This window comes from Christensenella intestinihominis, assembly GCF_001678845.1.
Lineage (GTDB): Bacteria > Bacillota > Clostridia > Christensenellales > Christensenellaceae > Christensenella > Christensenella intestinihominis.
Genome location: NZ_MAIQ01000009.1, coordinates 93,937 through 119,338 on the forward strand (window position 1 = coordinate 93,937; position 25,402 = coordinate 119,338).

The 25,402-nt window shown below is 49.6% G+C and carries 22 protein-coding genes; 21 read left to right on the forward strand and 1 reads right to left on the reverse strand.

All coding sequences use genetic code 11. The features are described 5' to 3' along the window. Nucleotides 1-15 precede the first annotated feature (15 nt). From BBD38_RS11815 to BBD38_RS11895, 17 genes are all read left to right on the forward strand, one after another. Nucleotides 16-825 carry a coiled-coil domain-containing protein gene (locus BBD38_RS11815; protein ID WP_066688468.1) on the forward strand — a complete coding sequence of 270 codons (810 nt, stop codon included), beginning with the start codon at nt 16-18 and terminating at the stop codon, nt 823-825. Beyond that, nucleotides 822-1,370 (forward strand): signal peptidase I, encoded by a 549-nt coding sequence (gene lepB / locus BBD38_RS11820; RefSeq protein ID WP_172807833.1) that lies wholly within the window; start codon nt 822-824, stop codon nt 1,368-1,370. Before BBD38_RS11815 ends, lepB begins: the two co-directional genes overlap by 4 nt. Further along, nucleotides 1,367-2,380, forward strand: coding sequence for a S8 family peptidase (locus BBD38_RS11825; protein WP_066688469.1), 1,014 nt, complete (start codon nt 1,367-1,369; stop codon nt 2,378-2,380). Before lepB ends, BBD38_RS11825 begins: the two co-directional genes overlap by 4 nt. Nucleotides 2,381-2,482: 102 nt before the next feature. After that, the gene (locus BBD38_RS11830) at nt 2,483-7,633 is read left to right on the forward strand and encodes a SpaA isopeptide-forming pilin-related protein (protein ID WP_066688471.1); all 5,151 of its coding nucleotides are present in this window, start codon (nt 2,483-2,485) and stop codon (nt 7,631-7,633) included. 78 nt (nt 7,634-7,711) lie between these two features. After that, nucleotides 7,712-9,310, forward strand: coding sequence for a SpaH/EbpB family LPXTG-anchored major pilin (locus tag BBD38_RS11835; RefSeq protein WP_066688473.1), 1,599 nt, complete (start codon nt 7,712-7,714; stop codon nt 9,308-9,310). An 81-nt stretch (nt 9,311-9,391) separates the two neighbouring features. Further along, the gene (locus BBD38_RS11840) at nt 9,392-10,261 is read left to right on the forward strand and encodes a class C sortase (RefSeq protein WP_066688476.1); all 870 of its coding nucleotides are present in this window, start codon (nt 9,392-9,394) and stop codon (nt 10,259-10,261) included. Beyond that, nucleotides 10,255-11,007, forward strand: a complete 753-nt coding sequence (locus BBD38_RS11845; RefSeq protein WP_066688478.1) for a class C sortase — start codon at nt 10,255-10,257, stop codon at nt 11,005-11,007. Before BBD38_RS11840 ends, BBD38_RS11845 begins: the two co-directional genes overlap by 7 nt. Before the next feature lie 17 nt (nt 11,008-11,024). Then, nucleotides 11,025-12,758 carry a C40 family peptidase gene (locus tag BBD38_RS11850; protein ID WP_066688480.1) on the forward strand — a complete coding sequence of 578 codons (1,734 nt, stop codon included), beginning with the start codon at nt 11,025-11,027 and terminating at the stop codon, nt 12,756-12,758. Between the two features lie 62 nt (nt 12,759-12,820). Next, on the forward strand, nt 12,821-13,474 hold the full coding sequence (locus tag BBD38_RS11855; protein ID WP_066688485.1) for an HD-GYP domain-containing protein: 654 nt from the start codon (nt 12,821-12,823) through the stop codon (nt 13,472-13,474). Nucleotides 13,475-13,571: 97 nt separating this feature from the next. Continuing rightward, nucleotides 13,572-14,546, forward strand: coding sequence for a transcriptional regulator (locus tag BBD38_RS14575; protein ID WP_147568160.1), 975 nt, complete (start codon nt 13,572-13,574; stop codon nt 14,544-14,546). A 45-nt stretch (nt 14,547-14,591) separates the two neighbouring features. Continuing rightward, the gene (locus BBD38_RS11865; RefSeq protein WP_066688487.1) at nt 14,592-14,936 is read left to right on the forward strand and encodes a DUF6050 family protein; all 345 of its coding nucleotides are present in this window, start codon (nt 14,592-14,594) and stop codon (nt 14,934-14,936) included. Nucleotides 14,937-15,199: 263 nt separating this feature from the next. Then, nucleotides 15,200-15,619 (forward strand): RNA polymerase sigma factor, encoded by a 420-nt coding sequence (locus BBD38_RS11870; RefSeq protein ID WP_066688489.1) that lies wholly within the window; start codon nt 15,200-15,202, stop codon nt 15,617-15,619. Between the two features lie 131 nt (nt 15,620-15,750). Next, nucleotides 15,751-15,942, forward strand: coding sequence for a transposon-encoded TnpW family protein (locus BBD38_RS11875; protein WP_235829133.1), 192 nt, complete (start codon nt 15,751-15,753; stop codon nt 15,940-15,942). Between the two features lie 116 nt (nt 15,943-16,058). Continuing rightward, a complete protein-coding gene (locus tag BBD38_RS11880; RefSeq protein WP_066688493.1) occupies nt 16,059-16,451 on the forward strand; it encodes a recombinase family protein in 393 nt (130 codons plus the stop codon). After that, nucleotides 16,448-18,184, forward strand: coding sequence for a recombinase family protein (locus tag BBD38_RS11885; RefSeq protein WP_082989650.1), 1,737 nt, complete (start codon nt 16,448-16,450; stop codon nt 18,182-18,184). Before BBD38_RS11880 ends, BBD38_RS11885 begins: the two co-directional genes overlap by 4 nt. A gap of 134 nt (nt 18,185-18,318) precedes the next feature. Beyond that, nucleotides 18,319-19,854, forward strand: coding sequence for a cardiolipin synthase (gene cls / locus BBD38_RS11890; protein ID WP_066688495.1), 1,536 nt, complete (start codon nt 18,319-18,321; stop codon nt 19,852-19,854). Between the two features lie 60 nt (nt 19,855-19,914). Further along, complete coding sequence (locus BBD38_RS11895) at nt 19,915-20,859, forward strand: mechanosensitive ion channel family protein (protein ID WP_082989651.1); 945 nt, start codon at nt 19,915-19,917, stop codon at nt 20,857-20,859. A gap of 34 nt (nt 20,860-20,893) precedes the next feature. Here BBD38_RS11895 and BBD38_RS14580 read toward each other — a convergent pair whose 3' ends face one another. Next, nucleotides 20,894-21,055: a hypothetical protein gene (locus BBD38_RS14580; RefSeq protein WP_172807834.1), complete on the reverse strand. Its 162-nt coding sequence runs from the start codon at nt 21,053-21,055 to the stop codon at nt 20,894-20,896. Between the two features lie 305 nt (nt 21,056-21,360). Between BBD38_RS14580 and pyrB the strand changes: the two genes are divergently transcribed. The 4 genes from pyrB (at nt 21,361) to BBD38_RS11915 (ending at nt 25,286) form a co-directional block, all read left to right on the forward strand. Next, complete coding sequence (pyrB, locus tag BBD38_RS11900; RefSeq protein WP_066688497.1) at nt 21,361-22,281, forward strand: aspartate carbamoyltransferase; 921 nt, start codon at nt 21,361-21,363, stop codon at nt 22,279-22,281. Then, the gene (locus tag BBD38_RS11905; protein ID WP_066688499.1) at nt 22,281-22,703 is read left to right on the forward strand and encodes an aspartate carbamoyltransferase regulatory subunit; all 423 of its coding nucleotides are present in this window, start codon (nt 22,281-22,283) and stop codon (nt 22,701-22,703) included. Before pyrB ends, BBD38_RS11905 begins: the two co-directional genes overlap by 1 nt. 68 nt (nt 22,704-22,771) lie before the next feature. Then, nucleotides 22,772-23,677: an ornithine carbamoyltransferase gene (gene argF / locus BBD38_RS11910; protein ID WP_066688501.1), complete on the forward strand. Its 906-nt coding sequence runs from the start codon at nt 22,772-22,774 to the stop codon at nt 23,675-23,677. A 133-nt stretch (nt 23,678-23,810) separates the two neighbouring features. Next, entirely contained in the window at nt 23,811-25,286 is a 1,476-nt protein-coding gene (locus BBD38_RS11915) for an aldehyde dehydrogenase family protein (protein WP_066688502.1), read from the forward strand. The last annotated feature ends 116 nt before the right edge of the window (nt 25,287-25,402 follow it).

The following is a 25,402-nucleotide window of genomic DNA, read 5'->3' on the forward strand; positions in this document are numbered from 1 at the left end:
TTAGGAGGCTGCGCGATGGCATATGAAAAAATAGACCAATATATCAAAGAAAGGAAGTTTCGAAAGAAGATTTTTGGAGGCTGCGACGAAGAGGATGTGCTGCACGCCATAAAAGATATCTGTTCGATGTACCAGGATATGTGCGAGCAGCAGGTCGCGGGGCAGACAGAGAGTGTTCTGCGCCAATTGGAAGCAGCGAATGTCAACAGAGCGGAACTGGAAAAGAAGCTGGCGCAGGCAAATGTGGACGTACAATTTTTACGCCGCCAACTGCAAGAATCGGAGAATAAAACGAAAGAGGCGAACGTACAGCGCCTTGCTGTGGATCGTCAGTTTGAAGCTGAAAAAAAACGCAGCTCCGAGCTATACATACAGATGGAAAATGCACGGAAACGCGCGGATATCCTGCAGAAACAGCTGACGGAGGAACAGGAACAGAGCAAAAACCGGGGAACAGAATTATTAAGCCAGTACAGGGAGTTTGAGAGAGAGCAGGAAGAAAAGCGGGAACAGGAAAGCAGGCTGCTGGATGACGCCCGGCGCAGAGCGGAAGATATCGTGTATGTTGCGCATAAAGAAGCAGACCAGATCAGGGAGCGGGCGCGTATCGCTGCTGGGACTGAATTACGGGAACTGCGGCAACAGAAGGAACAGGCTGAGCGCAGGATACAGATGACGATGGACGAGGCGTCCCCGGTTCTGGCAACGGTTAAAAACGACGTGATAGCGATCCTTGACCGGATTACACATGCGGAGGAAAGTCTTGCCGGATTGGATAAAAAGAACGATCGCAGCAGCGACCGTATTAAGGAATTGATACGGTGAGAAGAAAGCAGCGCGGCGTCAGCGCGGCGGTGGACGAACGACTGGAACGCGTGAGCGGAAGAAAGTGGCTATGGGCGTTGTGCATTCGCTCTGTGATTGCCGTAGCCGCTATATACCTGTTGTTCGGGGTTGTATTCGGGATCGGTATTGCGCAGGGGGAGTCCATGCTCCCTGCCATTCAGGAAGGAGATATCCTGCTGTTTTACCGTCTTGCTCCGGAGTACTATATGGGAGATATTGTGCTGATCGACACGGATTCACGAGAGGATTATCTGAAACGGGTTTGCGCCCTGCCGGGGCAGACCGTAGAGATAGACGACGAAGCGGGGGCCTTTATAGTGGATGGGCAGGTGGCCATTGAGCCATGCGTATATGAAGAAACAAACAGCAAAGTCGGAGTGAATTACCCGCTGACGCTCAATGAAAACGAGTATTTCTGCATGGGCGACCATCGGGAAAATTCTCTTGACAGCCGCAATTACGGCGCGGTGAATAAAAGCGGGATCGAAGGAAAGGTAATAGCGGTTTTGAGGGTTGGGAATTGAAAAAATATCAGGGAACGCACGTGAAAGATACGAAAAGTAAGAAAGGCAGGAAGATTAAAATACTGATTGCGGTTATAGCCGTGCTGATTGTGGCAACCGTTGTTCTGCTTCTCCTGTATCCGCAGATAACAGTCTTACTCAACAAATTGCCGCCGAACGACCCGTTATATGCGGAACAGGGAAATCTTGCTTCCATTCATATAGAAGATGCGTGGCGGGCAGGGCTTACCGGCAGGGACGTAAAGATCGCAATTATTGATACAGGCGTTAACGCACATGAAGATTTAGATATGAGCAAAATAAGGGGCAAGAGCTATGTGGACGAAGACCAAACGGATATATCCGATGTGCGCGGGCATGGAACATTTATAACAGGCCTGCTTGCCGCCACGCGGGACAACGAAACCGGAATCGCGGGCATGACGGATAGCGAGATTGTGATTCTAAAGGTATTTGGCAGCGAGCCGCATATTGGTATCGACAACGTGGCGCAGGCCATTCGGGATGCGGTAGATGTTTATCAGTGTTCAGTTATCAATATTTCGATGGGAACCCCAAATGAAAATAATACATTGAAGGAAGCCGTGGAATATGCCATAAGCAAGGGTTCGATTATCATTGCGGCGGCGGGCGGCGACAGCGAAACGCCCTATTACCCTGCCGCATACGACGGCGTGATCGGCGTGGATGCAGTGTCTGCCGATTTAGAGCTGCTGGAAACAGCGGTAAATAACGAGAGCGTATTCGTGACGGCGCCAGGAGAAAAGATTGTGAGCCTTGATTTTAACGGCGGCTATGAACGAAACGGCGCCGGCGCGTCCTATGCGGCGGCACAGGTAACCGCGCTGGCGGCATTTGCCAAACAGAGGCAGCCGGATATAACGCCGGAGGCGTTTACAGAACTTTTGAAGCAAAGTGTGCAGGATAAAGGTGAGCAAGGTTACGATCCCAGCTATGGTTGGGGCGTGGTCGATGCGGGGACACTGGCGCAGGTGATTAAAGCCGGATAATGGGGTTCAGTAGCAATAACGATTTGCTTGATATATATGATGTCTTCGGGCCAACTTGACTCGAAGTGGTATTGAGAAAGAAACGGTAAAGGAGAAATGGGAATGGAAACAGGCCGCAAAAAAATATCTATTAAAATATTGTCGGTAGTTGTGGCTGCGCTAATGCTTGCGGGGCTGATCGTTCCGGCGATTGCAGCTATTGAATGGCCGACAAACATCGAGCGGTTTGAGCGATATGACCCTGTGTATACCGAGGTTGTGGAAGTAGGAACGGCAAAGGAAGATTTAAAGCTGCCGGAAACGCTGCGTGCGGTCGTTTCTTTACCACAGGATGTGGATACAAGCGCTTTTTTGCAGGCAGAACCAGAAGCGGACATGAGCGACGGATATGAGCACTATGATTATTACTACTATGGTTATGTCGCTCCCAAGAACGTGGCGGAAATATATGCTGCGGGTGAAAAAGCTATTTATTCTATTTATTATGCCGACCAGGACGAACCCGAAAAAGTGGGCGAAGTGGCATATCGCGTATATGGTTCTATCGACGGGAGCGAAAATATGTGGTTTGCCTGTGATGAAGCGGGGAGCATCACTGGTGCAATATTGGATATTCCTGTGACATGGGAGGGTGGAGACTATGATAAGGATAGCGAGGGCGAGTATACTTTTACCGCCTCTTTTTCCGGTTATGTTTATGGTAAGGCCCGCCCGTTTGCAAAAATTACAGTAGGAGAACAATATGGAAACAACGGCGGCCACGATCACAAGCGCGATGACCACGATAACACGAATGCAGAAGATACTCTGCCGGAGGAGCCAATACAAAAACCGGAAGAGGCGGAGAACGGGCTGGTCTATCATGACTGTCACTGTGGCCTCGATGGAGAAGCGATCGACGCAGATAATTTTCCATGGGCACATCAGGAGGATTGCGTCCACTATTCCCCCGTCGAATGCATGTGTCGGGAGATGGTGGAAATGGAAGTGGAGGATATTGATTGCTGCAGTGGAGACGTAACAGGGACACATACCGAATTGGTTCCCGGCGGATTTACCCATATTCACGATCCCTCAAACCCTGACTGTCCCCTTTACGGAAGGGACACAGTGGAGATTATTAAATTATCTACAGGTGAAAAATCTGTAATGGGAAAAGATGATGCGGAAAGGATCGTTGCGGCACAGGAGGCAACCGAAGCAGCAGAAACGACAAACAGTGAGCCGACCGAATTGACCTCTTCCCTTGACGGAGAAAATGTCACCACCTATGAAAATGAGACTGATGTCGATACGCTTGATAGAAAATCAAGCGAGGCAGGGTCTCCTGCAGCAGAAAATGGTTTCCCCTCTGATGAATCGGCGGATAGCAGAGCTGCGGCAGAGCAGGTCAAAGTAGAAGCGGGTGTCCTTTACCCTGCCCTTGGGAAAATTGAGATCGTGGAAGGTAGTGAAAAATTCGGGAACAGCTATGATGCCAAAATGGAACTATTATCCATTAATGGCGGGGGCGCGAACGATGTTGCGGGAGATAACGCCATGATAGCCGCAACCCCGACAAGCGGAAATATGGATTATACCTCAACCGTGTCTACAATGACAATTCCTGGAAGCTGGAAAGATTATGTTAATACGCTCTGGATTAACAAAGCGTTTAATAAATTTGCGTGGAAAACACAAGCGGAGACGAGCGTGACTGCTTATTGGAATTGGGATGGAACCGTTGCCTCAGTTTCGCCAACGGCAACGATTACTCCCGCTAGCAATCCAAACTGTATTCCGTCGCCGACGTCCGGAATATGGTATGTGTATTCTGTTCAACAACTTCGTTATGCGTTGCTTAATTTTACCTCAGGGCAAACAATAAAGGTCCAAAAAGCTCTAAATTTTAATGGGAATATGTATAACTGGGGGCAGATAAATACAGGCAACAAGGCATTGATTTTGAATGGAAGCAATGTGGGTTTTTTCAATCTCGGCTCTACAAATACGGCAAATGGGAATCGTTCCGGGTTTATTTACGCGACTCCCAGTGACCCCAATGCAGTCAGCCAATATAATTATTGTACTTTTCATTCACCCAAAATCATAAATACTGCGGACATAACGAGTTCTTGCTCTATTTTTAAAAATACAAGAATGACCTCAGGGAAAATGTTGAGAACATATACAGGTCTGCTTTATGGAACATTACAGGTCTTTCCATATAACGTTCAGCCATCTGCAACTAATGAATGGGTGTTCACAAATTGTGTTACGGCGGAGTCATATATTTATGCATATGACCATGTTACCTCTATATTTGGCGCAGTATCAAACGTAAAAAATTCGTATTCAGTCAACAATCTCGTCTGCTCAACAGGAGGCCATTCGGGTGGATTTGCTTCCTGTGCAGGCATTGTCGGCGGATTGGGGGCCCGGGAATGCTTTGTAAGCAATATTGAATTCTATGGAACCGTTCAGTTGGCAACATTTGCAAGCGTATCTTATGAATCTATTATCGACAACTGTTACGCTTCTGGAAAGATGGAAGGGTTCGCCGATATCTATGGCTTTTTTGGCACAGCACCAATCTCGGATAGACCGTCTATCATTACAAATTGTTATAGTACGATGCTTGTTGGATTGCGAAGTGAGGCGAAACGTCTCGGCGGTTTCGTCGGAACGACATTAGAGTGGGGCACTTACAACACCCCGGTGACAGTACGTGATTGCTATGCGGCCGGTGAAGTGGGCAACTTTACCACAGATATTAACCAAGCCGCATCTGCTCCGTTTTATACAGGCGGATTTGCGGGATATATCCCAAGGGCAAACGGCTTACAGGCAACGAATTGTTACTACGATAAACAGACAACGGCCATGCGTGAAGTTGCCACAGGCGTTACAAATGCATGGCCCGGCGTAACTGGCGTCCTTACTACAGCGTCGCAAACCAGTGGAGGGCAGAGAATCAACGGTTTAACGGACGATCCTACGGCGGCTGGCGCGGGGACGCTGGGATTTACGGGCTTTTCAGATAATACCCAATGGGTATACACCGCGAATCATTATCCACAGTTAAACAAATTTGCATCGGCGGCAACTGGCGACTGGTATAACGCAGCAGAAGCCAATTTAGTGCGGGCATGTTCCCTTGCGTCCACTTCTACGGTCATGCTTAACACCTGGAGCGAAGGTTATGACTGGGATGACAACGGCGTGCGTACAGTGAACAAGGTGAGTTACGATCGGACGCTGGCGTCGACGGGAAAGCCGGATCACAAGGGAAATGAATATACATACGATACGGTGCGCGAGATCACATCGCCGTTTACGGCAACGCCAAATGCAAGTTACGCCCATATGGTGGGCAGCGGCGCGCCCAGTATGTCGGGAACAACGCCGGTCACGAATACGGTGGTGATCGACAACACGGCAAAAACAGGAACAACGGAGAATCCGGGGATGGATTGGTACCGCATTTCGGCAACGAGCGGGGGGCAGACAGGATCGCGCCCCATCCGGCTGATCGGGTATATGGGTATCGAAGCGGGCACCAATCATACGTCGCATAACGGCGAAACCTACGATCATCGCCCGGACGTTGTACTGACTATGATGGATACCCTTACAGATAACCTTGTTGTGGGTTTGGACGACAGTGAGATCTGGTCGACCAGCAAACAGGGCGGCTATCCGGCCAGTAAAAAGTTTTGGGCTGTACCTACAACCCATATGGAAACAAATTTTTCAGCTTCGCGGGATGCATGGCTGTATACGGAGGTATGGCGTGCAAAACAGAACGCAGACGGAAGCTATGTGCAGGATACGGCCAATCAATACGGGTATGTGGAAGGCACAAACAAGCTTGTGCCGGATATTTCAGTCAAAGTAACAGGTGTGGGCACGGGCAACGGGCTGACGCTGGACGAGCAGCGCTGGAACGGCGAGTTACCGCTTTACCCGGACACCAGTATACAAAGGAAATATATCGTTGCATATTATTGGATGCTTTCGGACGGCAGATATGCCACGGACTATAAGATCATCACCATTGAGCCGGGCGAATATGACCTGAAACTGGATGTGTTGTCCATGCAGGCGGGATTGAAAACAGACCCAGTTAATGCCAGCAGCCTGTATATCGGGACGGGGATAGACAACGCGTTGGGACAGCCGGGATATACGCTGACCACGGGTACAGCCACGCACGCTGAAACACTGGATATCGGCTATACAAAAAACGTGGCGGCGGCGTGGAAAAAACTGAACGGGGATATTCTGGTCGTAAAGACGCAGGTAGACTTGTACGCCAACGACACGAATAAAACCCTCATGGGAACGGCGACGATCGCGGGCGACCTGCAAGCGGGAGATACCCTTACCATTCCCGTAAAATATTATTATTACGATAAGGAGTACGATTCGGCGCAGCAGGCGAACCGTGAGGTCATTAAGCAGGAAACGGTAAATGTGACCTATACAGTGGCGCAAGATGCGAATGGAGCGCTGTACCTGCGGTTCAACAAACTTGCAAACGTGCCGTCGGATGAAACCACATCGGCGACGGGCGGAACCAACGATCCGACAGGGATACCTGCCGCAGCTTTGGCATATATCAACGACATACAATTCAATACGGAAATCACCCTGTGGGTGCGGAGCGGAATGGATTTTGAATTTATCAAAACAGATAAGGACGGCAATGCCTTTGGCGAGGGAGAAGCGACCTTCCAGTTATATCGCTGTACCCATACCCACAACGCGTACTGCGGCGGGCTGGTGGATCCTGCCGCCTGCAACCACTACCACAAGATAGACGCGGGAGGGCACCCTATTCCAGGAGAGGACAATCACTCTGAGATTGCCAACAACGAAGCCGGGAACTGCTGGGCCGTGGAGGGAAGCAGCGTCCTGACTGCGACAACGGATGCGAATGGAAAAGTGCTGTTTGAAAAGCTTTCAAGCGGGGATTATATGCTAGCTGAGACAAGCACAAGGCCCGGCTGCCAGCTTCCTGCCGGCCAGTGGCTGATACAGGTTGATGCGGTAGCGGGAACTGTAACGATCAAAGCGCGGGGCGAAACGCCGCCGGCCTTTGCAACCGAAACATCGGGAGGGGTAACGATTCTTAAACTGCCGAATTACCCGAAAATGACCTTCCCGGCAACAGGGGGTATGGGAACGATCCTCTTTACGATCGGCGGCATTGCACTGGTGGGTGTGGCGGTTGCCCTTCTGGTGATAAATAAAAGAAAAAAGAAGAAATAATACACGCTGCAACAGCGGACGTGTTGCGCGCCGCTGATGATATAAAAAATAACAATCATTGAGATAAGGAGAGAACTTATGAAACAGAAATCTGTAAAAATTGGTGTGATGCTGGTCGTGGTGCTGATGATCCTAGCCATGTTCTCGACCGTGGCGCTTGCGGACAACACCGCGTTGCCTCCGGCAACGGGAAATCTGACCATACATAAGTATATTATGGATGACGTGTCGCAAGCCGCTCTGCCCAACGACGGCAACCCGGCGGGAACCGGCACGAACCCGGCGGTACCTGCCTCGGCCAAGCCGTTGAACGGTATTACGTTTAATTTGTATAAAATAACGCCTAACCCTGCTACCGGCGCGCTTCCGGGGGAGGGCCCTTACACGCTTTCGGGAACGACGTTGACAGACGGTGCGGGCGCGAGCTTTACTGTTGCGGCTGCGGCAACGCCCAGTATTACCACGGCAGGCGGTACACTTGAAAACCCTGCGGGCGAAGCGACAGCGAGCAACCTGCCACAAGGATATTATCTGGTGGTAGAGCAGACCAGCGCGCTGGTTGCTTCCCCGGCAGATCCGTTTGTGGTTGCCGTTCCCATGACCAACCCGAATGGTGAAGGCTGGATTCAAAACGTACACGTTTACCCCAAAAATGAAGATATTTCGGTTGAAAAGAAACCTACGACCACTACGTCGGTTGCAATCGGCAGCACAATGAGTTTTGAGATTATTTCGTCCATTCCAACCGGAATCTATTCCACGATTCCGACAGAGGACGCAAAAATCAAATACAGCGTGACAGATACGCTGGATTCCGCGCTGACGCTGAACGCGGCAAGCATTAAAGTGTACGGGCTCACCACAAAAACGGGTGTAGGCGTTCTGATTCCCTCTTCCAATTACACAGTGTCCGGAAGCTTTACAGTCGCAATGAACGCAACCGGCCGAAAATTGTTGCATGACAATGGATACAAGTTCCTGTCCATCAAATTTGATACGGTTGTCAACGAAGGAATTCTATCCAAGCCGAACCAGACGGTGGAGAATAAGGCGCAGGTAGATTTTACCAACAAATTCGGAGAGGATAAGAGCAAAGAAAGCGATCCCGTGAAGGTACACACTGCTTCGGTCGATCTTACAAAGGAAGATGCTTCCACAGCGGCGAAACTGGCCGGAGCAGAGTTCCAAATATCGTCCAGCCTTGCTAACGCGCAAAATGGAGTGTATTTGAAAAAACTGCCTTCGTCTCATCCGACGAGGCCAAATGGCATCGTAGACCAGGGCGACCCGGACTATGCGTCCGCACAGCCGTGGATTGCGACGAGCGCAGTGACGACCGGTATTGCCAGCTTTGACGGGCTCAAAGATTACACCTCAACGTTTTTACCGGACGGCACAGAGAACAAGACATATTTATCGTATTATATTGTTGAAACAAAGGCGCCCACAGGTTACAACTTACTGGACGCACCCATTACCGTTACATTTTCCGAGACGAACTCTACGGAAACGAACAGCTACACGATCGCCTCAACCGTAAAGGATACAAACAAGTTCACATTGCCCAAGACAGGCGGCATGGGGACAATCCTGTTTACGGTCGGCGGGATCGCGATCATAGGGATTGCCGTTATTTTGATCGCCACCTCGAAAAAGAAGAAACAATCGGCAAAATAAGGGAAAACGATCCGAAGATTGTAAGGCGCAGGGGAGAGGAAGCTCCTCTCCCCTGCTATTATAAATGGAAAGTAGGGCAGGATGAAACGAAGCGTTATTATTATCTTTATCATGCTGGCGGGTTTGGGCGTACTGGCGTACCCGACTATCAGCAATTACCTGTCTGAAAAAAACGGTTCTTATGCAATCGCAACATATGAGGAAGCCGTTGCAAACGAGGATGAACAAGCGATCCAAGCGGCATGGGACGAAGCGGTCAGATACAACGAGAGTCTGTCCGGTCAGCCTGTGCACGATCCGTTTCTGGAAGGCACCGGAATGGCGATGCAGGATAACTATAACGAGGTTTTGAAGCTGAACGATACAATGGGATATGTGGAAATCCCGAAAATATCCGTAAATTTACCTATATACCACGGAACGGCAGACGAAGTGCTGCAAAAAGGCGTAGGACATCTGGAGGGGTCGTCTATACCCGTAGGCGGAGAGGGAACGCATAGTGTATTGACCGGACATACCGGGCTGACACACGCGAAGATTTTTACGGATTTAACTGAGCTGGGAAAAGACGACCTGTTTTATGTCCATGTGTTGAACCAAACGCTGGCGTACCGGGTCGATCAGATAAAGGTTATAGAGCCGGAAAACACGGATGATCTGCGGCGCGTGGATGGTATGGATTACTGTACACTTTTGACCTGTACGCCCTACGCCGTCAATTCTCATCGGCTGTTGGTGCGCGGGGTGCGTACAGAATATATCCCGGAAGAGAAAGAGGCGATCACTCCGGTTTCTTCGGGGACAGATGAGGACAGAATCGTGCTGATCGTGGCCGTGATTGCTACGGCCGTGATGGTCGCAGTCGTGATCTTCGCGCTGCACATACATCGGCGCAGGATGGAAAAACAGGAACGGATCAGGCGTATGCGGCAGGAGATCGGAAAATGGTAAGACGCAGGATCGTGACCATCATATCGATAGTGTGTATTGTATTGGGGATTGGCGTAATCTCTTTTCCCCATATAGAACAATGGCTCTACTCGAGAAACGCGGACCGATCCGCTATGCAGTTTGATGAATGGCGGGAGGAAATGTGGGAACAGGCAGGATCGCAGGAGCCACAGCCCGGTGAAGCAATCAACTATGAGACGCCTGAAGAAGCGCCGTATCTATCGGAGCTGTATGGAGAAATGCAAAAGTACAATGAGAGTCTGTACAGGAATGGACAAGCGGAGTTCAAGGATGCATGGAGCTACCAGTCGAAAAGCTTTGATCTGACGCAATGGGGGTTTGACGATCAGATGATTGGATATATCCATATCCCCCGTATGGACGTTAGGTTGCCGCTTTATCTTGGCGCGACTGAGAAGCACATGAAACTGGGCGCGGTACATTTGACGGAAACCAGTTTGCCCATCGGTGGCAAGAATACGAACTGTGTCATCGCGGGACACCGAGGCTATCATGGGGCAGCCATGTTCCGCGACATTGAGGAACTGCGAATAGGGGACGAGATATATATCCACAATCCGTGGGAAACGCTTGTCTACCGTGTGTGTGAACTGAAAGTAATCGCCCCGGACGAGACGGGCGAAGTCATGATACAGCCGGGTAGGGATTTGGTGACGCTGATTACCTGCCATCCCTATCGGCATAATTACCAGAGATATGTAGTCTATGCCGAACGGATCGGCTAACTGAAGGAGGCAAATACATGAAAAGAAAACGGACGTTATCCGTGGTGGTATGCGCGGCTCTTGCGTTGGGGGTATTCCTTTCATTGGTCGTGGTCGGCGCGGCGGAGCCGGAATGCACCTGCAAGATAACGGTGCATGGCTCTAACTGTCCATTATCTGCCTGCACCTGTGGGCAATTAGAACACGAAGAGAGTTGTCCGCTTTACGGACAACCTGATGAACTGACACATTGCGGCTGCGCTGCGGATACGCATGCGGAAGGCTGCCCACTCTATGAAGCAAAAGAAGCATTCGTAGAAAACGAAACGCTGGAAGCAACAATACTGCCGGAACCTGAAACGGAAATACCACAGCAGCCGGAGCCGCACGAAAGTTCTGAGGCTTTTCCTGCGCCGGGCCAAACGCCGAAGCCAACGCTGAGCGAAGCGCCCGAGACAGAAACATATCTTTTGGTTTATTCTCTGCACGCAGACGATAAGGGCGAATTATCCTTCACAGAAGCAACAGTAGCGAAAGGAGAAGCGATAGGCGTAGAAAATATCCCTTTACTGTCGCTTCCTGAAGGGTACAAACTCGAAGCATATATCATCGACGCAGAAGCGTATTCGGCCAGCCAGCTTGCGGAGTTTGTTCCGGAAGCGGATGTTATGATAGAAGTACGCACAGTAGAGATTGATCCGATCGAGGAAGAAGACCCTGCCATTGAGGATCCGGAGGAGGGCGATACTACCGATTGGGAATATCCTCCCGGCTGGGCGGGCAGCGGACAAAAATATATTAAGGGAAATCTGCTTGCGGCTTCCGAGTGCAAGACGCTGGATATAGCCCTTGCGGGGCATATTGCGCAAGTCATGGATGTTGTGGGAATTACCAATAGCGGAAGGATACGGGAAGATCCGAAGAATCTTTGCGCTGTATTCGCGGCGTATGCAGCACTGAGCGGACAGACGGAGGACTTTCCCTATGGCTTGACGATAGAGACGAAAGAAGATGCGGAGATATTGAGGAACGTTTATTGGAGCATGACGCAGGTGGTGGGGGTTTCCAACACCAAGGGCGAGACCATAAGCGTCCGGCGGCTTGGTATTTCCGAAGCGACGGACGTTCTCAAAATGAGCGGCACACAAGCGGAACAGGCGCAGGCGCTCATAACGGAAAGCAATAAGGCAAAAATAAATGAGCTTCTTGAAGGCAGTATCCTCACTGCTCTTACGGATGAGGAATTTACTGCAATAGAGGAACGGTTGCCTGCCGGCATCTCATCTGAACGCAGAGCGGTACTCACGGCTGCGCTGGCCCTTGAAGGAAAAGTCGAGTATTTCTGGGGCGGTAAAAGTTACTATGTTGGCTGGGATGACCGTTGGGGCGAAATGCGGAGGGTAACCGACATAGGTAGTTCAACTTATGGCACGGCGCGTCCGATGGGGATGGACTGTTCGGGATTCGTTTCGTGGGCGTTCATCAACGCGGCGGGAGATAAATCCACGTTGCCCTACGTTGGCAATGGCACGGCAAACCAGTATTTGAATTCAAAAGCCATTGCATGGAACAAGGTGCAGCCGGGAGATCTGTTGTTTTACAAAACTCCGTCAGCCCAAGGGACAAATCATGTGGGGATTGTTTTATCTGTGAACAGCGACGGTACGCCGAAAGAGGTCATCCACTGTTCTTCCTCGAAAAACGGCGTGGTGGTAACGGATGCGGTTGGCTTCAATCTGGCCAGAAGGCCGTATCTGTATAACGAGCAATAAGCATATATTTCTCTGACGCCGTAAAGCGATACCTTCAGATAGTTGGCAGGGGGGGAGCAGTGATGCAAACTACCAATATGGATAAACTGCAAGGGCTGTATGAACGCCAGCTCCAATGCCTGTGCGATATGATGGAATTCCGAGATTTGGAAACAGGAGGGCATCTGCGCAGAATATCTGACATAGTGAACCTCTTATTGGGATCGGCAAAACGACATTGCGCGTGGGCAGCGAGGATATCCAGCGCACAGATTGTAAAAATTACGAGGGCGTCCATGCTTCACGACATTGGAAAGATTTCTATGCCGGATAGTATTCTGCATAAGCCTGAGAAATTGACGCCGGAAGAGCGTGCAATCATGCAAACACATTGTGAAAAAGGAGCAAAGCTGCTTGAACAGCTGCGGTATATAGAGGTGCTGCAGGATGAGGAAATGTACAGGTTTTGCAGGGAGATTTGTCTGTATCACCACGAACGGTGGAACGGAGAGGGGTATTCCTTTGGGCTCATACGGGATAGTATTCCTTTTTGGGCGCACATAACCGCGTTGGCGGATGTTTACGATGCGCTGATGAGCAAACGTGTTTACAGAAACGCTTTGCCATATCAGGATACGATCAATATGATCAACGCTGGAGATTGCGGCTCGTTTTGTCCTGATCTCCTTACGTGTCTGAAAGAGACCGCGCCACGGCTAAAGCGTCTTTATGATTAGCGGCTGGACAGCGGAAGGGGCATGAGCATGAACATTATCCAATCAACCAGTCGGCTTTGAGCAACGGTGAATTGCAGTAAACAAAACGGATTGAACAATGGGTAGATATCTTAAAATCGCAGGACAGAGATTTGGAAAACTGACTGCCCTGCACCGTGTTGAAGACGGGACAAAGGGCTATGCTAAATGGTTGTGCCGTTGCGACTGCGGTAACGAAACCATCGTCAATACCAAGTGGCTGTCGAGAGGCACGGTTACAAACTGCGGATGTATTCCGAAGAAAACGGCGAAAAATGGCCAGCGTGCAGAGAATTTGAAAGGCAGACGGTTTGGAAAATTGACGGTTCTAACGCGCGCGGAAAACAAAAATGGAAAGGTATGTTGGCTGTGCCGGTGTGACTGCGGCAGAGAAAAAATATATACCGCACGCGATTTAAAAGCAGGACAAAAAAGCTGCGGATGTATCCGTGGATTGAACGATAAAAAATACAAAGACATATCTGGACATAAATTTGGACGACTTCTGGCTTTAGAAGCGACTAAACACAGAGATAAGAAAGGATCGGTCAAGTGGAAATGTATCTGTGATTGCGGAAAAAAGTGCCTCGTGACAGAGGATTCTCTGGTTTCAGGCAATACTGTAAGCTGTGGCTGTAGGAAAGCTGAGATCAATAAAGAAATGGGTAGGCTGGTAAGCTTCATAGACGGGACAAGTTATGAGTTGTTGAAATTCCGGAAAAATACACGATCTGACAGCAAAAGCGGATATCGTGGCATCACAATAACACGACACGGACGTTACCAAGTACATATAGGGTTCAAGAGGAAGAAGTACTATTTAGGAAACTATGAGAATCTTGCAGAGGCATTGGCTGTGCGTAAAGAGGCAGAAGAAGTCGTGCATAAGGGCTTTTGTGATGCTTACGAACGCTGGAAAAAGCTGAGCAAAGAATTATATGATTGGGAAAAACTGAATCCATTGGTCTATGAGGTCAGCCTTATTAAGAAAGAATTTTACATAGAAAGTAATATTGATGAGCTAGAAAGGCGGTGTTTCAAGAGGAATGAATGAAACGTTTCCATAATTGAAATCAATTCCTGATAGGAGGGAGTTGTAATGGCGAAGATTGCAAGACCCGGATTTTTTACATTATTTGAGAATTCAATATTTCCTCTTCTTATCCTTGCTCTGTTGTATTTTCTGTGTAAGCCATTGTTTGTACAGAACGACAAAATAAATTATCTGCTTGCATGGATTATATTGGGGATTCCATTTGGTTTACAAAAGATGTTTGTGTGGTTTGTGCCACACGGTTATGGAATCGGTGGCACAGTAGGAGTGTTTGCGTTAAATATCATTATTGGAGGTGTGATTGGCGGGGCAATTGCCGTTTGGCGCATTGCTTACGCCGTCTATTATATTCCATGCTTTATCCATTTAAGAGTTATCACCCGCCCTTGACATACATTACACAAGTAAAGCTAAATGCTAATCGGAAAGGCGCAAAACAGGTCTTGATCTAAGACCGGTTATTGCGTTTTTTTGACATCTAAAAGATTTTACGGAAAAGTTTTTGAAGGGCTGCATCAAGTTTCCATATCATGGGACCTCGGGCCAACTTGGCCCGAGGTAATATACATACAATCTCATTGTCGATCTCCACCCTATCCCATTCGATATATGATTTCACAATTTAAGCTCGAAATCGAATGGAGGTAAATATAATGATGAGAATCAACTTGAAAGATTTTTATCCGTGGTATACGCACGATGAATATGTGGAAGTGCCGGACGAGATCGCGGAGGAAATGTTGATCTGTAAGCGGCATGAAGAATCCAGCGAACGGCGCATCCGTCGCTATAAGGCACAGTATTCCCTCGACGCTGATGATGGAATTGAAATGCGGGTAGCATTTGCGGCCAAATCTCCGCATGAAGTCTTGGAATTTAAGGAGATGTTTTGTAACCTCTGTCGTGCGCTGAACGCCCTGCCGGAGATTCAGTCAAGGAGGATTGAAGCCCATTATATAATCGGCGTCAGCATTCGGGAGCTTGCCCGGATGGAAGGCATCGGAGAACGCAATCTGCGCAAGTCTATCCGCTATGGATTACGGGCGATGGGAAAATTTTTGAAAAAATTTTAGCCATCAGGGGACCGAAATCCTCAAAAAATGTCCTGATATATAGAGGGACTTTTTTAAGGAGCTTCGGGCCAACTTGGCCCGGAGTGCAAAACAAAGCGAAACGGACGGTATACGCTGTCCTTTCCTTTTATGTGGATCGTGAAACAGGAAAGGAATTTTCGCTTATGAAAAACCAAAATGAGAATACAGTAGTACGTAAATACAATATCGGAGGTACGACATATATCGTAAAGGCTTCCGTCAAGTCAGGATCTGCCGAGGATGCGGTCAAAAAAGTACGCCGCCTGATCAGGGGCGAAATGCAGAAAGCAAAGCAGGCGTAACCTTTTTGAGGAAGTTACGGCATCATGGACGGCAGGCGGGATATGTCATATAATATATGTATAAGTTCTGTATATATGGTTCCCGTTTGTCCGGCTGCCGGAATTGGAGGCAGATCATGAAACAAAATACGGACAAAACGATAGCGTTATACTACCGTACAGCGCACCAAAGTATAGAACCGCACCTTGACAATCAAATGCAAAAACTTCTTTGCTATGCAAGAGAAAGCAGGCTCAAAAGCTATCTCCTTTATGTGGACACTAGGGTAAGCGGCATAACGCTTGACCGCCCGGCAATGTCCGGAATGATAGCCGGTATACGGGACAGAAAGATTAGCAGGATCGTCGTAACGGACACAGCCCGAATTGCGCGGAATATATCAGGCATGATGGAATTCTTCCATTTGGCGGGAAAATATGATGTGGATATTACCGTGATTGACGAAAACATAACGGTAGATTCCTTTCTCTTGCTGTCCTGCATGATGGAAGGGGGCGGCTTGAAATGACAACCCCCGTAACGTCCTTTCAAAGAATTGGTGAAGCAAGTCCGCTTTCCGCAGAAGCACGCGAAAGTATTTTAGAACTGTTCGCACAGGAACCCGCAGGGCAGCCTGTGGAATACACCGGGCTGACCGCGTTGTATGCGCGCCTGTCGCAGGATGACGGCACGGAAGGCGAAAGCAACAGTATCAGCAACCAGAAAAAGATATTGGAGCGTTATTGCCGCGACCACGGCTACACGAATATCCGGCATTATGAGGACGACGGGTATACCGGGACGAATTTCAACCGTCCGGGCTTTCAGAAAATGCTTGCGGATATCAAGGCGGGCAGGATCGTTCGCGTAATCGTTAAAGATATGTCCCGGTTTGGGAGGGATTATCTGCAAGTGGGAATGTATACGGACGTCCTGTTTCAAGAGTTAGGCGTACATTTTATCGCTGTCAACGACGGAGTGGACAGCACACGGGGCGACAACGAATTTACCGCCATACGCAACATATTCAATGAGATGTACGCAAGGGACACGTCAAAGAAAATACGGGCAACGTGGAAATCCAAAGGGAATGCAGGCGAACACCTTTGCACAAACCCGCCCTATGGATACAGGAAAAGCCCGGAGGATGAAAAGAAGTGGATCATTGACGAGGAAGCCGCCGCCGTGGTACAGAAGGTTTTTTCCCTCTGTATCGGTGGATTAGGCCCGACGCAGATCGCTAAGTGGCTGCATGAAAACCGTGTCCTATGTCCTGCGGCTTACGCTGTGTCCAAAGGCAAAAAACCGACTACAAAGCCGCCGCAGGATGTATACCGCTGGAATAACGAAGCAGTTTCCAGAATGTTATCCCGGATCGAATATCTGGGGCATACGGTGAATTTCAAGACCTGCAAAAAGTCTTACAAGAGCAAAAAAAAGCTGTGGACTGATCCGAGCGAGTGGGCGGTGTTTGAAAACACACAGGAGCCGATCATTGAGGAAAGCGTGTTTATGGCCGTGCAGAATATCCGCAAGGAACGCAAACGGCCTACGCGGATGGGAGAAATGGGGATGTTCTCCGGGCTGCTCTACTGTATGGACTGCGGGGGCAGGATGTACCTTTGCCGCGCAAATCATTTTGAAAAACGGCAGGAATATTATCTCTGCTCCACATACCGCAAAGATCGAGCGCTGTGTTCCACGCACACGATCCGCCACGTAATATTGGAAGAAATCGTTTTGAGGAATCTGCGGGAAGCGATACAATATGTTTCCCGGTATGAAAATGATTTTATCCGGGAAGCGGCGGAGCTGGAAACAAGGGAGCAAAGCCATATGTTGGCGAAAAAACAGGATATGCTTGAGCAGGCGGAAAAGCGGAGGGCTGAGCTGGACACGATCTTCCGCAGGCTGTATGAAGATAATGTTATGGGAAAACTGACGGACGAGCGGTTCCTGAAGCTGTCCCGTGAATATGAGCGCGAACAGGAAGAACTGAAAATGCAATCAGAAACGCTTCGTAAGGACATACAGCAGGGAGAAAAGCAAAAGGTCAATGTCAAGAACTTTATTGCTATGGTAAAGAAATATACCGATTTGAAGCAGGTGGACGCAACGATACTGCGGGAATTTATCCATAAGATTTATATTTCCGCGTGTGACAGGACGTCTGATACACGGGAAATCCACATTGTATATAACTTCATCGGGCCATTTGATTTTGACAAAGCAATCGAGCAGGCAAAAAGAAAATCGGCATAGACTTCTTATGCTATACCGATTCACTACACTATGTTTTTTTACTTCACCGCTCCTTTGTGCGCGTTTTTTGTTTATTGCGTAAAAATTTGTTTTAACGTAAAATGATAGCTGGGGCAAACCCGCGGGAGTATTATATGAAAAAATTTTTCAGTTTCTTCATCAGCCGGATGTTTATCGTATTTGCCTTGATCGGCATCCAGGCATGGATTATCATCAGCCTTTTTTTGTATTTTGACGACCAGTCACAGGTTATCCGGACAATTTTCTGGGTGGCAGGTCTTGTGATGACGCTTTACATTGTAAATAAGCGGCAAAACCCGTCTTACAAGCTCGCCTGGATCATTGTGATCCTGGTGCTGCCCGTGTTCGGCGTGTTGATGTATATCTTTTTCAGCCAGCGCCAGCTGACAAGGAGGCTGCGACGGAAAGCGGAGGCGGAGATCAAAAAATCAATGCCGCTCCTGGGGCAGGACCGCCGCGTGACGCACGAGCTTGAAGAGAAAAACCTTGATGCGCTGCGCCAGACGGACTATATACGCCGGGCAAGCATGTTTCCCGTTTATGATAAAACGGAATCGGAATATTTTTCCAGCGGGGAAGCCTTTTTCGAGCGGCTGAAAACAGAGCTTGAAAAGGCGGAGCGCTATATTTTCATGGAGTATTTTATTGTGGAAAAAGGCGTCATGTGGGACAGCGTGCTGGAAATTTTGCAGCGCAAGGCGGCCGAAGGAGTGGACGTGCGCTTTATGTACGACGACATGGGCTGTGCGCGCACGCTTCCGTTCCGCTATTTCAAGCGGCTGCGTGAAATGGGAATTAAGGCCACGACGTTTAACCCGCTCCGGCCCGAGCTTTCCTCGATTTTCAATAACCGAAACCATCGAAAGGTCACTGTAATAGACGGGCATACGGCGTTTTGCAGCGGGGCGAACCTTGCCGACGAATATATCAATGCAATCGAGCGTTTCGGCCACTGGAAGGACGGCGCGGTGATGCTCAGGGGCGCGGGCGCATGGGCCTTTGCCGTGATGTTCCTGCAGGCATGGAATTTTATGATGCAGGAGGACGGCGACTATTCCGTGTTCCGGCCAAAGCCGCAGGAGCTCGAGGGAATCGAGTCGGACGGATATGTCCAGCCGTTTACGGATGATCCGATGGACGACGAATACGTCAGTGAAAATACCTACATGAATATGCTCGGCAGGGCAAAGCGGTATCTTTATATCAATACGCCCTACCTGATCCTGGACAATGAATTCATGACCGCCCTTGAAAACGCGGCGAAAAGCGGGGTGGACGTACGTATTACCACGCCCCATATTCCGGATAAAAAGATGGTATTCCTGCTTACGAGGGCGCATTACGAGGAGCTTTTGAAGGCGGGCGTCAGGATTTATGAATATACGCCGGGCTTTATCCATACAAAAACCTTTGTATGCGACGATGAATTCGGGATTATCGGCACAATTAACCTCGATTACCGCAGCCTGTTCCTGCATTATGAATGCGGTGTGTGGCTCTATGGAACGAAGACCATCGGGCAGCTGAAAGAGGATTATCTGGAAACGCTCGAGGTATGCCGGGAAGTATCCTATGAAGAGGTGCACCGGCGGCCGTGGTATATACGCCTCATGCAGGCGATTCTGCGCGTGTTTGCGCCGATGATGTAATGAAAAAGGATTTTTGGGGTATTAATATGTCGTTCAAAATATTAGCTTGGGAAGTGTAAAATGATACAAACAGATAAAGGGATCGGCCTTCTGGCGGATCAAACGGTAACCGATATCGCGCAAAACGCCGTGGACTCATACACCACATGGGAGAAAGAGACCTTTGCCCTCGGCGGGCTTTTGAACACCGTTATTTATGCGGCGATTGTGGCCGTGATTGCTTTTATCATCATTAAATTGATCCAGCATTTCCTCGCGCGAAAGCTGACGGGCAACGCGCGGATTTTTTACCGGCTGATTTATGTGGCGATTATTATCATTGCGGTTTTATGCGTGCTCGCGACGATTAAGCCGCTGGGCAACCTCGGGGCCGGCCTTCTTGCAAGCTCGGGAATCGCCGGGATCGTGATTGGCCTTGCGGCGCAGCAGACGCTTGGGAATGTGTTCAGCGGCATATCGATCAGCGCGGCAAAACCGTTTGAGGTGGGAGAGTTCATTGAAATCCTGAATGTTACACCGCCGGTCATGGGTGTGGTAAAGGACATCGGCCTGCGCCATACGACAATTCTCGATGCCTCGAACAAGAGCATTGTAATCCCGAACAGCATCATTGACAAAGATATGATCCGCGCGTCTCATATTGTGGAACAGTCAAACGTATGCAGCTTCCTTGATGTGGGAATTTCCTATGACAGCGATATCGACCTTGCAATGAAGCTTCTTTCGGATATTGTTAAGGCCCACGCAGGAACGCTCGACGTGCGCACGGAGAAAGAAAAGAAAAACGGGGTTCCGGCGGTCACGGTGCGCGTACAGAATCTCGGGGAGTCGGCAATCCAGCTGCGGGCGTTTGTATGGACGCCGGATACCTCTTCCAGCTTCCCGATCCTGTCCGATTTGCGCTATTCGGTCAAAAAAGAGTTTGACCGTCACGGGATAGAGATTCCTTACCCATACCGCAGCGTGGTGCTGAAGGGCGGGAAAAGCAAAGAGGACACGGAATAAATCCGTGCCCTTTTATCATTTGAAAGGAGAAAAATCAGTTAATTGAGGCTGATACCGTTTCGGCTTGGGTCTCTGTTGACGCCGTAAGGCTTTCCGCCAGGTTTCGTACGGGAAGCGGAGTATTCGGGAGCGTCACAAAGATCATTGCGAGGCCTACGATAATAACTGCCGAGAGTGCGATAAATTTTGCCGCCATACTGTGTGACATTTGTTTCACTTCCTTTCCCGAAATCAATCGTTCTGGTTTAATAATGGACGCTTTTTTCCATATGGAAACATGAAAATTCTCCTCTTGCCATTCGCTTTCTTGTGTAGTAGAATAATTGAGGATACATAAAAGAACCTTTAAATTGGTACAGAGAGGCTGATAAGGTTTTACACATTTATTTTTTCGTGCAATCGCAATGTCTTTCTGTCACAGGGGAGACATTTTTTTGTACCTTCGGGGGGGAAGCCGCGTGTGCGGATTATGTATGAAATCGACAAAACAGGAGGAACCTGATGAAACATTTACTGGACCCAATGGACATATCGGTCGGCGAGATCGACGAGCTTCTCGACCTTGCGGACAACATTATTGCAAACCCGGAAAGGTATCAGGAAGTGTGCAGGCATAAAAAGCTGGCTACACTTTTTTTTGAGCCTTCAACCCGTACACGCCTGAGTTTCGAAGCGGCAATGCACGAGCTTGGCGGAGATGTGATCGGTTTTGCAGGGGCGGACAACAGCTCGGCTTCCAAGGGTGAAAGCGTTGCGGATACGGTGCGCACGGTTGAATGCTATGCCGACATTATTGCGATGCGCCATCCCAAGGAAGGCGCCGCGACGGTCGCTTCACAAAACGTCGATATCCCGATTATCAACGCGGGCGACGGCGGCCACCAGCATCCGACGCAGACGCTTACCGACCTGCTCACGATCCGCTCCCTCAAAGGGCGGCTCGATCACCTGACGATCGGCATGTGCGGGGACCTTAAATTCGGCCGCACGGTGCATTCGCTGATCCGGGCGCTCTCCCGGTATTCAAATATTAAGTTTGTGTTCATCTCGCCCAAGGAACTGAAGGTGCCGCGCTACGTCAAGGAGGATGTGCTCAAAAATAACGAAAACGTCACCTATGTGCAGTACGAACGGCTGGAAGAAATTATTTCCGACCTGGATATCCTCTATATGACGCGCGTCCAGCGGGAACGCTTCTTCAACGAGGAAGATTATATCCGCCTGCGCGACAGCTATATCCTCGATGCGGAAAAAATGAAGCTCGCAAAAGACGACATGATCGTCATGCATCCGCTGCCGAGGGTAAATGAAATTTCCGTGGAAGTGGACAAGGACCCGCGCGCGGTCTATTTCAAACAGGCCCTGTTCGGGAAATATGTCAGAATGGCTCTTATCATGACAATGCTGGGGGTAAATGCGTAATGTTAAGTATTGACAGTGTGGAAAGAGGCGTGGTGATCGACCACATCAAGGCCGGGAAAGCCATGAGCATCTATAATTATCTGGGACTTGATAAGCTCGATTGCGCGGTTGCGATCATCAAAAATGTTAAAAGCAACCGTATGGGCAAAAAGGATATCATCAAAATTGAAAACGAAATCGAAACGGACCTTGAAATGCTTGGCTTCATCGATCCGAATATCACGGTGAACATCATTGACGGGGGGAAGATTATTGAAAAAATGAACCTCACGCTTCCAAAACGTGTCGTGAATATCGTGAAGTGCAAGAATCCGCGGTGCATCACATCGGTGGAACAGGAGCTCCCGCATGTGTTCAACCTTACGGATGCGGAGCGTGGTATCTACCGCTGCGCTTATTGCGAGCAGCAGGCGGAACGGTAAAAAATAATTTGCATAAATATTCATTTTGATGTATAATTATGCCATCGAATTGGAAATGAGGGAAAATTATGAAGCATTTACTCAAAATGAGCGACCTTGATAAAGACCAGATCAATGAAATATTAGACCTGGCGGACAAACTGAAAGCGGAAAATAAGCAGGGAATTAAGCACCCGCTTCTTGCAGGGAAAACCCTGGGAATGATTTTCCAGAAATCCTCGACGCGGACGCGGGTTTCCTTTGAAGTGGGAATGTACCAGCTTGGCGGATATCCGCTGTTCCTGTCCTCGAACGACCTTCAGATTGGAAGGGGAGAGCCGGTTGAAGATACGGCACGCGTACTGTCGCGCTACCTTGACGGAATTATGATCCGCACCTACGCGCAGCAGGAGGTGGAGGACCTTGCAAAATACGGCAGTATCCCGGTTATCAACGGCCTTACGGATTATGCGCATCCGTGCCAGGTGCTGGCAGATTTGCTGACAATCCGTGAATACAAAAAGAGCTTCGACGGGCTTAAGATGGCCTATATCGGCGATGGAAACAACATGGCAAATTCGCTGATTGTGGGCGGGCTTACGGTCGGGATGGAGGTTGCGTGTGCAATTCCGGAAAACTATTGGCCCGATCCGTCCGTCATGGAATTTGCGAAAGGCAATCCGAGGTTCTCAATCTCGGGGGATATCTATGCCGCGGCGAAGGATGCGGATGTACTGTTTACGGACGTATGGGCGTCCATGGGGCACGAAGCCCAGGTAAAAGAGCGGCAGAAAGCATTCCAGGGAATCCAGATCAACCAGGACGTCATGGCGGTTGCGAAGCCGGATGCGATGGTGCAGCATTGCCTGCCCGCGCATCGCGGGGAAGAAATTACTGCCGAGGTTTTCGAGGCGCATGCGCAGGAGATTTTCGACGAGGCGGAAAACCGCCTGCATGCACAAAAGGCGGTTATGGTCATGGTGATGGGCGGCTGATAAAAGCAAATCACAAAAAAGCGCGGTTTCCGCGCTTTTTTAATGTTTCTTTTCCTTTCGCGGTTTAAGAATGAAGCAGGTATATGTTAAATATCCCAAGTGTCCCAAAACCCCTGGAAAGGAAGCGAATAAAATGAAGCAGGTTGCAGATGAAAGATATGGATTATTTATTGATGGAAGGTGGACGCAGGCAAGCGACGGCGGAACCTTCGACACGTTTTGCCCGGCCAACGGGGAAAAGTTGGCGACATGCGCGGAAGCGACCAAACAGGATGTTGATGATGCGGTAGCCGCAGCATGGCGCGCATGGGAAACATGGAAGGACGTAAGCCCGGAGGAACGGCAGAAAATACTGTTCCGGGTCGCGGAGGTTATCGATGAAAACCGGGAGCGTCTTGCGCAGATTGAAATGCTGGATAACGGCAAGCCAATCCGCGAGACCATGAATGCGGACGTGCCGCTTGCGGCGGACCATTTCCGTTATTTTGCAGGCGCGGTACGTACGGAAGAGGGCGAAGCGATGATGCTTGACCAGAATACGCTGAATCTCATTTTACGCGAGCCCATTGGCGTGGTCGGCCAGATTGTTCCGTGGAACTTTCCCTTCCTGATGGCGGCATGGAAGCTCGCGCCTGTGCTTGCATCCGGCTGCTGTACCGTTATTAAGCCCTCGAGCAGCACGCCTCTTTCCGTGCTGGAGCTGGCAAAGCTCACGCAGGATATCCTGCCGCCCGGCGTATTCAATGTGGTAACGGGGAAGGGCTCGAAGTCGGGCGAATATATCCTCCGGCATAAGGGATTGGCGAAGCTTGCGTTTACAGGTTCGACGGAGGTCGGGATTTCTGTCGCGGAAGCGGCGGCGGAAAAGCTTATCCCGGCGACGCTTGAACTGGGCGGAAAATCCGCCAATATCTTTTTCACGGATTGCGATTGGGAAATGGCAATGGATGGCCTGCAGATGGGTATCCTGTTTAATCAGGGGCAGGTGTGCAGCGCGGGCTCGCGGGTGTTTGTGCAGGAAGACATCTACGACCGTTTTATTGAGGATGCCGTGGAGCGCTTTGACCGTGTGAAGGTGGGAGAGCCTTGGAAGGAAGACACCCAGATGGGCGCGCAGATTTCAGAAGGACAGCTTAAAAAGGTGCTGAATTATATCGAAATTGGAAAGCAGGAGGGCGCGAGGGTCGCGTGCGGAGGCGTACGCCTCACCGAAAACGGGCTCGATAAAGGTTATTTTATGCGTCCAACCCTGCTCGTGGATGTGAAGAACAATATGCGCGTTGCGCAGGAAGAAATTTTTGGACCTGTTGCGGTTGTCATTAAATTCAAAACGGAAGACGAGGTGGTCGGTCTTGCGAACGACAGCGCATACGGCCTTGGCGGCGGCGTGTGGACAAAGGACCTCAACCGGGCGATCCGTGTGGCGCGCGGCGTAAAGACGGGGCGGATGTGGGTCAACACTTATAATTCGTTCCCGGCAGGGGCTCCGTTTGGCGGCTATAAGGAATCGGGAATCGGACGCGAAACGCACAAGGTGATCCTGGAGCATTATACCCAGATGAAAAACATCGTAATCAACCTTTCCGAGAAACCGTCGGGGCTTTATTAAAGGCTCCGCGTTCCCATAAAAAATGCCCGGTTCGAAAGAACCGGGCATTTTAAATGTGTGCTTAAGCGCGAAAAAATCCCCCGGCTGTGCCGGGGGAAAAAGAAAGCTTTAGCTAC

What these genes read in the sequence shown, in the direction of transcription:
- BBD38_RS11870 (WP_066688489.1), top strand. Translation starts at nt 15,200, where the DNA reads ATGATGAGAATCAACTTGAAAGATTTTTATCCGTGGTATACGCACGAT.
- BBD38_RS11845 (WP_066688478.1), top strand. Translation starts at nt 10,255, where the DNA reads ATGGTAAGACGCAGGATCGTGACCATCATATCGATAGTGTGTATTGTA.
- argF (WP_066688501.1), top strand. Translation starts at nt 22,772, where the DNA reads ATGAAGCATTTACTCAAAATGAGCGACCTTGATAAAGACCAGATCAAT.
- cls (WP_066688495.1), top strand. Translation starts at nt 18,319, where the DNA reads ATGAAAAAATTTTTCAGTTTCTTCATCAGCCGGATGTTTATCGTATTT.
- BBD38_RS11815 (WP_066688468.1), top strand. Translation starts at nt 16, where the DNA reads ATGGCATATGAAAAAATAGACCAATATATCAAAGAAAGGAAGTTTCGA.
- BBD38_RS11850 (WP_066688480.1), top strand. Translation starts at nt 11,025, where the DNA reads ATGAAAAGAAAACGGACGTTATCCGTGGTGGTATGCGCGGCTCTTGCG.
- BBD38_RS11895 (WP_082989651.1), top strand. Translation starts at nt 19,915, where the DNA reads ATGATACAAACAGATAAAGGGATCGGCCTTCTGGCGGATCAAACGGTA.
- BBD38_RS11855 (WP_066688485.1), top strand. Translation starts at nt 12,821, where the DNA reads ATGCAAACTACCAATATGGATAAACTGCAAGGGCTGTATGAACGCCAG.
- BBD38_RS11880 (WP_066688493.1), top strand. Translation starts at nt 16,059, where the DNA reads ATGAAACAAAATACGGACAAAACGATAGCGTTATACTACCGTACAGCG.
- BBD38_RS11905 (WP_066688499.1), top strand. Translation starts at nt 22,281, where the DNA reads ATGTTAAGTATTGACAGTGTGGAAAGAGGCGTGGTGATCGACCACATC.
- BBD38_RS11835 (WP_066688473.1), top strand. Translation starts at nt 7,712, where the DNA reads ATGAAACAGAAATCTGTAAAAATTGGTGTGATGCTGGTCGTGGTGCTG.
- pyrB (WP_066688497.1), top strand. Translation starts at nt 21,361, where the DNA reads ATGAAACATTTACTGGACCCAATGGACATATCGGTCGGCGAGATCGAC.
- BBD38_RS11865 (WP_066688487.1), top strand. Translation starts at nt 14,592, where the DNA reads ATGGCGAAGATTGCAAGACCCGGATTTTTTACATTATTTGAGAATTCA.
- BBD38_RS14580 (WP_172807834.1), bottom strand. Translation starts at nt 21,055, where the DNA reads ATGGCGGCAAAATTTATCGCACTCTCGGCAGTTATTATCGTAGGCCTC.
- BBD38_RS11830 (WP_066688471.1), top strand. Translation starts at nt 2,483, where the DNA reads ATGGAAACAGGCCGCAAAAAAATATCTATTAAAATATTGTCGGTAGTT.
- BBD38_RS11840 (WP_066688476.1), top strand. Translation starts at nt 9,392, where the DNA reads ATGAAACGAAGCGTTATTATTATCTTTATCATGCTGGCGGGTTTGGGC.
- BBD38_RS14575 (WP_147568160.1), top strand. Translation starts at nt 13,572, where the DNA reads ATGGGTAGATATCTTAAAATCGCAGGACAGAGATTTGGAAAACTGACT.
- BBD38_RS11915 (WP_066688502.1), top strand. Translation starts at nt 23,811, where the DNA reads ATGAAGCAGGTTGCAGATGAAAGATATGGATTATTTATTGATGGAAGG.
- BBD38_RS11885 (WP_082989650.1), top strand. Translation starts at nt 16,448, where the DNA reads ATGACAACCCCCGTAACGTCCTTTCAAAGAATTGGTGAAGCAAGTCCG.